The sequence below is a fragment of the Streptomyces sp. NPDC031474 genome (genome assembly GCF_055581185.1).
In genome coordinates, this window is sequence record NZ_JBVIJX010000020.1 from 217090 (window position 1) to 226043 (window position 8954).

General features: G+C 69.1%; 13 protein-coding genes. All 13 read left to right on the plus strand.

Translation table 11 applies throughout. The annotated features are described in order from the left end of the window. Positions 1–40 precede the first annotated feature (40 nt). Positions 41–832 carry a YgjP-like metallopeptidase domain-containing protein gene (locus tag ACZ5SK_RS37135; protein ID WP_334580151.1) on the plus strand — a complete coding sequence of 264 codons (792 nt, stop codon included), beginning with the start codon at positions 41–43 and terminating at the stop codon, positions 830–832. 151 nt (positions 833–983) lie between these two features. Beyond that, a complete protein-coding gene (locus ACZ5SK_RS37140; protein ID WP_334580152.1) occupies positions 984–1673 on the plus strand; it encodes a hypothetical protein in 690 nt (229 codons plus the stop codon). 89 nt (positions 1674–1762) lie between these two features. Continuing rightward, complete coding sequence (locus ACZ5SK_RS37145; RefSeq protein ID WP_334580153.1) at positions 1763–2779, plus strand: DUF3560 domain-containing protein; 1017 nt, start codon at positions 1763–1765, stop codon at positions 2777–2779. Positions 2780–2915: 136 nt separating this feature from the next. After that, complete coding sequence (locus tag ACZ5SK_RS37150; RefSeq protein WP_334580154.1) at positions 2916–3413, plus strand: hypothetical protein; 498 nt, start codon at positions 2916–2918, stop codon at positions 3411–3413. Positions 3414–3446: 33 nt separating this feature from the next. Then, positions 3447–3653, plus strand: coding sequence for a hypothetical protein (locus ACZ5SK_RS37155; RefSeq protein ID WP_334580155.1), 207 nt, complete (start codon positions 3447–3449; stop codon positions 3651–3653). A gap of 133 nt (positions 3654–3786) precedes the next feature. After that, positions 3787–5118: a ParB/RepB/Spo0J family partition protein gene (locus ACZ5SK_RS37160; RefSeq protein ID WP_334580156.1), complete on the plus strand. Its 1332-nt coding sequence runs from the start codon at positions 3787–3789 to the stop codon at positions 5116–5118. A 68-nt stretch (positions 5119–5186) separates the two neighbouring features. Continuing rightward, on the plus strand, positions 5187–5486 hold the full coding sequence (locus ACZ5SK_RS37165) for a hypothetical protein (RefSeq protein ID WP_334580157.1): 300 nt from the start codon (positions 5187–5189) through the stop codon (positions 5484–5486). A 50-nt stretch (positions 5487–5536) separates the two neighbouring features. Then, positions 5537–6364, plus strand: coding sequence for an rRNA adenine N-6-methyltransferase family protein (locus ACZ5SK_RS37170; RefSeq protein ID WP_334580158.1), 828 nt, complete (start codon positions 5537–5539; stop codon positions 6362–6364). Between the two features lie 113 nt (positions 6365–6477). Continuing rightward, complete coding sequence (locus tag ACZ5SK_RS37175; protein WP_334580159.1) at positions 6478–6705, plus strand: hypothetical protein; 228 nt, start codon at positions 6478–6480, stop codon at positions 6703–6705. A gap of 57 nt (positions 6706–6762) precedes the next feature. Beyond that, complete coding sequence (locus ACZ5SK_RS37180; protein ID WP_334580160.1) at positions 6763–7182, plus strand: hypothetical protein; 420 nt, start codon at positions 6763–6765, stop codon at positions 7180–7182. 23 nt (positions 7183–7205) lie between these two features. Continuing rightward, positions 7206–7868: an HNH endonuclease gene (locus tag ACZ5SK_RS37185; RefSeq protein WP_334580161.1), complete on the plus strand. Its 663-nt coding sequence runs from the start codon at positions 7206–7208 to the stop codon at positions 7866–7868. A gap of 22 nt (positions 7869–7890) precedes the next feature. Further along, entirely contained in the window at positions 7891–8073 is a 183-nt protein-coding gene (locus ACZ5SK_RS37190; protein ID WP_334580162.1) for a hypothetical protein, read from the plus strand. 81 nt (positions 8074–8154) lie between these two features. Next, entirely contained in the window at positions 8155–8883 is a 729-nt protein-coding gene (locus tag ACZ5SK_RS37195; RefSeq protein ID WP_334580163.1) for a hypothetical protein, read from the plus strand. The last annotated feature ends 71 nt before the right edge of the window (positions 8884–8954 follow it).

Here is an 8954-nt window from a genome sequence, read left to right on the forward strand (position 1 = left end):
GCACCCGCCGGGCCGGTCCCCTACGCCCCGGAGACCTCACATGCTCGACATGACGGCAGCCATCACCGAAGCGCTCCTCAAAGCTGCCCTGCAGACGGACGGCCGCTTCACGAAGTACGTCCACCAAATCAAGATCAGCACCCGGCGGAAGACGCTCGGCATGAGCATCGAGGCCGGCGAGCCCGGCATCACCCTGCACGTGCCGGTCGGCACCCCGGCAGACACGGTGATCAGCACCCTCGTCGAGAACAGCGACCGCCTGGCCGGTCTCATACGCAAGGCCCGCGAGCACATCCCCGACCACCCCGCGAAGGAGCTGGTCAACGGCACCGGGTTCCTGTGGCTCGGCCGTTCGGACCGACTGAAGATCGTGGACAACGCGCGGATGACCCTCGAACGCGCCCACACCGGGCAATGGTGGTTCCTGCTGTCCCGGGACGCGGTGCAACTCGGCGCGCGCCCGTTCATCGACTGGTACGCACGCGAGGGCACCGCATGGCTCAACCGCGAGGCACCCCAGCTCTGGTCGCGGATGGCAGGCAACCGGCCGATCCCGACGGTCCACGCGGCCGACATCGGCGGGCGCCGCTGGGGGACGTACGACAGCGGCAAGCACGAGGTGCGCATCGCATGGCAGACCCTCCAGCTCCGGCCGGCCCTCGTCCGGCACGTCCTCGCTCACGAGCTCACGCACGCGCTGGTGCGCACCGGAAAGCCACACGGGCCTGAGTTCTGGCGCGCGTTCGAGCGCGGTCACATCGGCGCCCGCCAGGAGGCCCGGCAGCTCGACGAGGAAGGCCGCCGAGTCTGGATGGGCGACATCGCCTCCTGACGCCCGAACCGCTCACACAGCGCGAGTCACCCACCTGCCTACTTTGCCGTCTTTTGCCGAAACAGCTTGTTAAAACTGGCTAGGGCAAGCAGATTCAGAAAGAATGAAAGTAGTTCAAAACACACCAACCTGCACGGAACGGGAGTCAGCCATGACCGCCAACTTCGACCTCGCCAACTACTTCGCGGCCCTCGCCTCGCACTGGATCAAGGCGGAAGCGGCGGCCCGCAAGAAGAGCGCAGAGAACATGCTGGACGGCACCAAGTCGGTCGACACGCACCTCATGCGCGAGGCGATGAAGGCCTCCGCGTGGGCCCTCCCGTACCGCACGGTCCTTGAGAACGCCGAGACGGCCGGCATCCACGAAGCGCTGCGCGACATGCGCAACGGCCTCACCCGGCAGCTCCTCACCCGCGCGCCGGGCTCCAGCACCTGCCAGATCCGCAACGAGAGCGCCCGACTGGAGATCGAGGCCGCGCAGGACTTCCTCGGCAACACCGACCGCCTCCTCGACGACGACGAGACCCCGGCCGAGGAGCCGGCTCCGGCGGTCGAACCGCAGCCGGAGCCCGCGCCCTCCCCGGCCAAGGCCCCGAAGGCGACCCCGGCCCAGAAGCGCACCCTGGCAGCCATCCGGGACAACGGCGTCACGCTCCGCTGGTCCGGCCACTCGCTCAAGTCCCGCACTATGGTCCACGTCGAGCGCGGTGACTGCCCCCGCGTGGACATGGTCGAGTGGGCGATCAGCCAGGGATGGGCCCGCTGGACCAGCGACGCCCCGATGAGCAAGGGCCGGGGCGTCGCCCTCACCGAGACCGGCGAGGCGATCCTGGGCAGCTGACCCCGACCACCCAACCCACCCGGCCCGGCACCGGGCGCCCTCGAGCGCCCCGAGTGCCGGGCCGGGCCCACACCAGAAGGGAAACAGTGATGGCAGACATCACGATCACGCACACCAGAGCGGACGGCACGCTCGTCGACGGCCCCACCGGCGACGGCGTGTACGAGCTGATGAACCCGTACGGCTTCCGCTTTTCGCAGTCGCTCGGCTGCATGTACCTGCGGGGCTCTCGCGACGGGCGGGCCGACCGATGGAACATCGACAGCGCGGCCAAGGCGCTGCGCGCGGCGGGCCACACGGTCACGATCGACATCGACGAGACCCGGCGGCGCAGCTTCGCCTGGGCAGAGGCTGAACGCTACGAGCGGGCGGGCGACCGCGCCGTACGGTTCGGGGCGAAGGCGGACGCGGCACAGGCCTCCTCGGACGCCAAGTGGGAGCGCGGGCGCCAGATCACGCGCGGGTACGCGGGCGAGCCGGTGAAGATCGACCACTACTCGGCCAAGCGGCACATGCGGGACCTGGAGCGCGCCCAGCGCCTGTGCGGGCAGGCCGTCGAGGAGCAGCAGGCGGCCGACCACTATGCGCGGCGGGCCGTCGCCGCCGCGCACTTCGAGGAGCACCGCAGGAACCCCCAGGTGACGCTTCGACGCCTGGAGCGGCTGAACGCCGACCGGCGGGTCATCGAGCGGCAGCAGGAAGCGACCGTCCGGGCCGCCGTGCAGGCCGGCGAGTCCAGCGCGGCGATCGCCCCGGAGACCCTCGCTGACAACCTGGCCCGGCTGGACGCCGACCACTTCGACCTGTGCGACGAGATCGGCTACTGGGAGACCCTCATCGAGCAGGCGAAGGCCGAGGGCGTGAAGGTGTGGGGCCCCGCGGACTTCAAGAAGAACGACTACGCGCTGGTGTGCGGCCGGTGGCTTCAGGTGGTGCGGGTCAACGCGAAGTCGCTGGCCGTGCCGGGCGGCCCCGACGAGCGGCGGATCATCTCGATCGCCACCCGCCGGTGCTCGTGGGACGCCCGGGTGCCGTACACGAACGTGGTTGGCCGCAAGAGCCCCGAGGAGATGGCGGAGATGCTCGCCGAGAAGGCGGGGGAGTAGAGGCCGTCCTCTGACCTGCGGCTTCTTGGGAGTTTCTTTGCCGAAACGGCTTGTTAAAACTGGCTAGGGCAAGCCGTTTCGGAAAGAATGAAAGTAGTTCAAAACACACCAACCTGCACGGTCAGAGGAGAGCGCAATGAACGCCGCGAGCATCACCGAGGAGATCGAGCTGATCATCGAGATCGGCGAGGCCGAAGACGCGCTCGACCTCTCCCGGCGCCTGATCGGCCAGGGCAACGCCACCTGGGCGATCGACGTCCGCCGGGCTGTGACTCGCGGCGTGCTCGACCGGGACGCGCTGCGCGCGGTCGCGGCCCGGATCGCCGAAGCCATGAAGCCGACGGTCGACTGGGGTCTGTTCGCCGACCAGCTCGCCGACGTGGAGGCCGGCCTGCGCGCCGCCCTGGCGGCCGACGCCGCGATGCCGCGCGCCGAGCGTCGTGAGCGCAGCGCCCGGCAGTGGGCCGCGCAGCAGCGGTTCGAGGAGCGCGTGAGCGCCTACAACGGGCGGGTCGAGTTCGTGAACCGCGAGCGCGGCCGTGCCCGCAACCAGGTGGAGGCCGCCGCCGTCCGCGCGAAGACCTGTGGTGGCTGCTTCCAGGAGCGCGCCGCCAACGGTGAATGCGGCTGCTGACCACCCCATCCGCCCCTGTTAGAGGAGAGAGTCATGGCGACCACCCCGAACGCAGCCCAGCCCCAGTCGATCAACCCCGCCACCCTCGCGCGGCTGTGGGTCGAGGACTGGCGGGCTCCGATCTGCTCGCCCCTGCGAGACATGATCCGCAGCGACGAGTGCGACGGTGACGGGAACCCGACGATGGCCGCCTTCGAGCGCATCGCGGCCGAGCTCAACGCACTGGCCGAGGCGCGCTGAAAGCTGCTCTGACCTGCGGTTTTCTTGGAAGTTCTTTTGCTGAATCAGCTTGTCAAAACTGGCTAGGGCAACCTGATTCGGAAAGAATGAAAGTAGTTCAAACCACCCCACCCAGCTAGTGATTGGACGCGCTATGACCGCCACCGCCACCGAGGCCACCATCCCCACCACCGACCAGGACAGCCCCGAGGACTTCGTCGACCCGAGCCACACCCCAGCCGGCTTCGCCCCCGACGGCCTCGGCGCCCCGGACGACGACGACTTCCCGAAGGAAGAGACGCCCGCCCGGCAGCCGCGCCCCCGCCGCGCCCGCACCCGGGCGGCCGCCGAAACCGAGGCCCCCGCGAAGAAGACGCCCGCGAAGAAGGCCCCGGCCGCGAAGAAGCCCGCGAGAAAGGCCACCGCAGCGACCAACGCGGCCCCGGGGAAGAAGGCGACCGCCCAGCAGGCCGGCGACGAGAAGCGGACGCAGCTTCGCACGATCCCGACGAGCAAGATCGACCGTGACCCGGGCCAGCCCCGCGAGCACTTCGACGAGGCCTCCCTCCAGGAGCTGGCCAAGTCCATGAAGAGGCTGGGTCAGCTCCAGCCGATCACCGTCCGATACAACGAGGACACGAAGCGGTTCACGCTCATCATGGGCGAGCGCAGGTGGCGGGCCGCCCAGATCGCCGAGCTGCCCCAGATGAAGGCCGTCGTCATGCACGGCGTCGGCGAGGGCCGCGAGACGTTCGCGATGGCCGTCGCCGAGAACGTCGGCCGCGCCGACATGACCGCAGTCGAAGAGGCGAAAGCCTTCCACAAGCTGGTCGACGCCGCATACGAGGTGGACGAGGTCGCCGAGCTGGTCGGCAAGAGCCCCGCCTACGTCCAGTGGCGGATCGACCTCCTGCGGCTCTGCCCGGAGGCGCAGGAAGCACTCGTGAAGGGCCAGCTCCCCGTCGGCCTCGCCTGGTACGTCGGCAAGCTCGCCAACGACAACCAGGTGCGATTCCTCTCCAAGTGGGTGCGCGGCGACTTCAAAAGCGCCCGCGACGCCGAGGCCTTCGCGCAGGCCCTCCACACCGAGGAGAAGCGCCAGGAAGAGCAGGGATCGTTCTTCGTCCTCTCCGAGGAGGCGGCAGCCGCCCGCAAGGACACCGGACAGGACGCCCTGCCGGGCACCCTCGACCTGCCCGATGAGGAGCGTGAGCGGATCACCGCCGACCGCAGCAAGCTCGTCGGGAAGATCGACAAGCTCGGGCAGGCCGGAGAGATCCTCTCGCTGCTCGCCGCCACCGACGAGGAAGAGCTGGCCCTGCTCCTCGCCGGTACACCCGGCGGCATCGGCGGTCACCGCCTGCGCATCAAGCACCTCCAGGACATCGCGACCAAGGCGATGGCGAACCTCCGCAAGGCGGAGATGGTCGCCGAGGTCCGCGCCAGCGGACTGACCCTCAACCCGGACGCCGAGTCCGCCGCCTGACCCTCAACCCTCTACGGCGCACCGCACCCCCGCGGTGCGCCCCCTTCAAACCCTCCAAGGAGACCGCCATGAAGCGTCCCGTCAGCTTCCACAACCAGCCCGTCCCGACCTTCACCCCGTACGACATCGCGAAGGCCGCCCTGACGTACTGCGGCGACCAGTGGGGTGCCGCGCCCGGCCCCTGGGCCACCACCGGCCACCTGCGGGCCTGGGACGGCACCCCGTTCACGATCGGCGCCCAGCCGACCGGCGAGCTGTTCGTCCGCAACGACCAGCTCGGCGACGCCCTCCCGCTGCCCGTCGAGCCGGGCGACGACCTCGACACCGTCGCGCGCGCGGTCGCCGAGATCGTCGGCGACCTCTACTGATCTAAGCCCCGTTCACGCAGCCAGACCCCTATCCCTCCAGGAGGACCACGATGGAGATCCCAAGCGGCGTCTACGACGTCCTCACCGACGCACGCACGGTCATCGCCGGCGACCGGGTGCAGATCCCGTTCGAACTGGACCACGCCCAGTACGAGCAGGTGAACAAGATCTTGAAGGAGATCGGCGGCCGGTGGGACGGCAGCAACGCGGTGCGCGCCCACGTCTTCCCGTTCCCGGTGGAGGAGTTCATGCGGGCGTGCCTGGCCACCCGCGAGTTCCCGAGCCGGTTCGAGCAGGGCTGGTACCCGACGCCGCCGCGCGTGGTCCACGACATCCTGGAGCACGCGGGGATCAGAGAAGGCATGAGCGTTCTCGAGCCCTCGGCCGGGACCGGCTCGATCACGGGGCCGGCGGCCGGGCGCGGCGCGGTCGTCGACTGCGTTGAGATCGACGAGCGGCGCGTCCGCGTGCTCCGTGAGCAGGGCGCCGCCCGCCGCGTGGTCCACGAGGACTTCCTCGACCTGGACCCGCTCGACTGCCCGCACGGTTACCGCAGGGTGCTGATGAACCCGCCGTTCGCGGCGGCCGTGCAGCACGTGAAACACGCGCTCGGGTTCCTCGCCGACGACGGCGTGCTCATCGCGGTACTGCCCGAGACGGTGATGTGGCACAGCGACCGCGCCACGGTCGAGTTCCGCGAGCTGATCGCCCTCGCCGAAGGCGAGTTCATCCCGCTGCCCGACGAGTCGTTCGCGTCGTCCGGCACGAGCGTGCGCACGGTCCTCCTGATCGTTGCCTCCGAGCCCGGCGGACCGCTCCCGACCCACGGCTGGCACCAGCGACAGCCCCGCCAGCTCGACCTCTTCACCCTCGCCTGACCTGCATTTTTTTGCGGCTTCTTTACTGAAACAGGTTGTTCAAACTGGCTAGGGTAAGCCAATTCGGAAAAGATGAGAGGAGCACCACAAACCACCACCAGGAGGCAAGGGCCATGGAAAACCAGGACATCATCCAGAAGATCAACAACGGGGACCTCTTCGTCCTCACCCGGGAGGAAATGGCCCTCATCCTTCCCTGGCTCCGAGAGACCCTCACCACACAGGAGAGGCAGGAGGACAACGCGGACCTCTGCCAGCTGTTCAGCAAGGTCATGCGGCTCTCGAACGGGCTCTACGGTACGGAGCCTTTCAACCGAGACACCTGCATCTGCCTCGGCTGACCCGAACCCGCAGGGGCCGCCCAGAGCGGCCCCTGCCAACCCACCCAGAAGGACGGAATGGAACTCGCCACCTGCACCTACCAGGAGTTCGCCCCAGGCGTGGGCGCTCCGATCCGCACCACCGTGGGCCACCCGCGCTTCCCGCTCGGCTACGAGCTGGCCGGTCACGCCCGGCTGATCACGCCGACACGGGAGCTGCTCGCCCAGAACCTGCCCAAGGACGCGTACGAGTTCAGCTACCGCCGGATCCTGAACGGCCACGGCATCGACCGCATCCACGCCGAGCTGGCCGGCCTCTCCGCGCGGCACGGCGGTGCCCGCCTGGTCCTGCTCTGCTTCGACCGCTACGACCGGCTGAAGCCCCCGAACGACTGGTGCCACAGGGAGTTCTTCGCGAAGTGGTACCTCGAACAGACCGGAGAGGAGATCCCCGAGCTTGGCTCGCGGAAGGTGTCCCAGCAGGGCGGTCTCTGGTGAAGCGATGCACGAGATGCGGTGAGGTGAAGGCCCTGGATGCCTTTCACCGCAACAAGCTGATGGCGGACGCTCGTCGCAGCGAATGCAAGGCGTGCCGGGTGCGCGAGCCGAAGCAGCGCGCTCCCCGGCCCGATCGCAAGACGTGCAAGGGGTGCCAGGAGACCAAGCCGCTGACCGACTTCTACCCGCAGGGCAAGACGTTCGACAGCAGGTGCAAGCCTTGCCGCCTCGCCGTCGAGCGCGAGAAGCGCAGCGCGGACCCGGAGAAGTACCGGGCCTGGTCGCGTTACTGGTGGCGGCGGAACCTCGACAAGGCGCGGGAGATTCAGCGGGCTAGTTACCGGCAGAACCGGGACTACTACGCGGCGAAGAACGCGGAGTGGATCCGGAACAACCCGGAGGCCAACCGGGCTCGGCGGGCCAGGTACCGCGCACGCAAGGCCGCCGCCCCCGGCGCCGGCGTGACGGTCGCCGAGTGGCGGGCGCTCGTCGAGGCCTACGGCGGCTACTGCCTGTGCTGCTTGCGGAACGACCTGCCGCTTGAAGCCGATCATGTGATCCCGCTGGCCCTGGGCGGCTACCACCAGATCGACAACATCCAGCCCCTGTGCCGGTCCTGCAACGCCTCAAAGGCGGACCGAGTGGGCCAGCTCGACTACCGCGTGTACTTCGACCTGGCCGTCTGACCCACCCGACAAGGAGGACGCCATGGCTGGCGCCTACTGCAAGTTCTGCGACCGCCGCTGCTTCGTCTACCGGGTCATCCCCGACGGCCCGCAGAAGGACTGGGCCGGACACCTCGCCACCTGCGCCGAAGGCATGGCCCACGACCGCAAGCAGACCGGGCACGACCACACGACGGCCATCAACCCGTCGCGGGACAGCGACTGAGGCCGCCCTGCTCAGCACGACCATCCGGCCGGGACCCAGTGGGTCCCGGCCGGACCCATACCCGGAAGGAACGAACACACCATGAGCGAACGCTGCGAGATCGAGACGCGCGTCTGCATCGACGACACCTTCGGCCCGTACGACGCGAAGTTGGACCCGACGAACCTGTGGAACGGGTTCCTTGCGCCGCACTTCACCCTCGACACCGTCAAGAAGATGGCCGCCCGCACGACCGAGATGGCTGAGGAGGAGTGCGGCTACACCTCCGTCCCGACCGTCCACGTCATCGAGGGCCGCACCGACAGCCCGAGCAGCGTCCACGTCATCGACGGCGGCCTGGACCGCGACGGCCACCCCCGGCGGATCGTCGCACACGTCCGCTGGCCACTGGCCGACCAGGACCCCAACCAGGCGGTGAGCATCTTCAAGGTCCAGCCCGGGACCGAGGTGGACACCACCGAGCCCACCGGCGAGGGCGAGCCCCGCGCCGTCGTGTTCGTCATGGACTGGCAGTGCTGGGACGACATCGAGCCCGGCGAGCAGGTCGGCGGCGTCTACGCGCCCGACGCCGAAGGCCGGTACGCGGTCGGCGCCTGGTCGTGGTGCTGGGGCTACGCCAGCTGGTGGTGTGTCTGCGGCTGTGACCAGCGCTGGCACGAGACCGAGTGCCTGTGCGGCCTGACCCGCGACGCCCAGCCGAAGACGCCACTGGCCACCGCCGCCGCGAGGACCGGCCAGACCCTGCGCACCCTCGCCCCCGAGGCGACATCGGCCCTGGTCGACCTGACTGGCTTCGTAGGTGGCGGTTGACGCCACTTGTAGGTCAGTTCTGACTCCACCCGGTGCCTGGGGGGACCTGACTTTGTAGGTGCGAAATGACT

Bases quoted from the DNA above. Each gene is read 5' to 3' on its own strand.
- ACZ5SK_RS37135 (WP_334580151.1), top strand. From the start codon at position 41: ATGCTCGACATGACGGCAGCCATCACCGAAGCGCTCCTCAAAGCTGCC.
- ACZ5SK_RS37140 (WP_334580152.1), top strand. From the start codon at position 984: ATGACCGCCAACTTCGACCTCGCCAACTACTTCGCGGCCCTCGCCTCG.
- ACZ5SK_RS37145 (WP_334580153.1), top strand. From the start codon at position 1,763: ATGGCAGACATCACGATCACGCACACCAGAGCGGACGGCACGCTCGTC.
- ACZ5SK_RS37150 (WP_334580154.1), top strand. From the start codon at position 2,916: ATGAACGCCGCGAGCATCACCGAGGAGATCGAGCTGATCATCGAGATC.
- ACZ5SK_RS37155 (WP_334580155.1), top strand. From the start codon at position 3,447: ATGGCGACCACCCCGAACGCAGCCCAGCCCCAGTCGATCAACCCCGCC.
- ACZ5SK_RS37160 (WP_334580156.1), top strand. From the start codon at position 3,787: ATGACCGCCACCGCCACCGAGGCCACCATCCCCACCACCGACCAGGAC.
- ACZ5SK_RS37165 (WP_334580157.1), top strand. From the start codon at position 5,187: ATGAAGCGTCCCGTCAGCTTCCACAACCAGCCCGTCCCGACCTTCACC.
- ACZ5SK_RS37170 (WP_334580158.1), top strand. From the start codon at position 5,537: ATGGAGATCCCAAGCGGCGTCTACGACGTCCTCACCGACGCACGCACG.
- ACZ5SK_RS37175 (WP_334580159.1), top strand. From the start codon at position 6,478: ATGGAAAACCAGGACATCATCCAGAAGATCAACAACGGGGACCTCTTC.
- ACZ5SK_RS37180 (WP_334580160.1), top strand. From the start codon at position 6,763: ATGGAACTCGCCACCTGCACCTACCAGGAGTTCGCCCCAGGCGTGGGC.
- ACZ5SK_RS37190 (WP_334580162.1), top strand. From the start codon at position 7,891: ATGGCTGGCGCCTACTGCAAGTTCTGCGACCGCCGCTGCTTCGTCTAC.
- ACZ5SK_RS37195 (WP_334580163.1), top strand. From the start codon at position 8,155: ATGAGCGAACGCTGCGAGATCGAGACGCGCGTCTGCATCGACGACACC.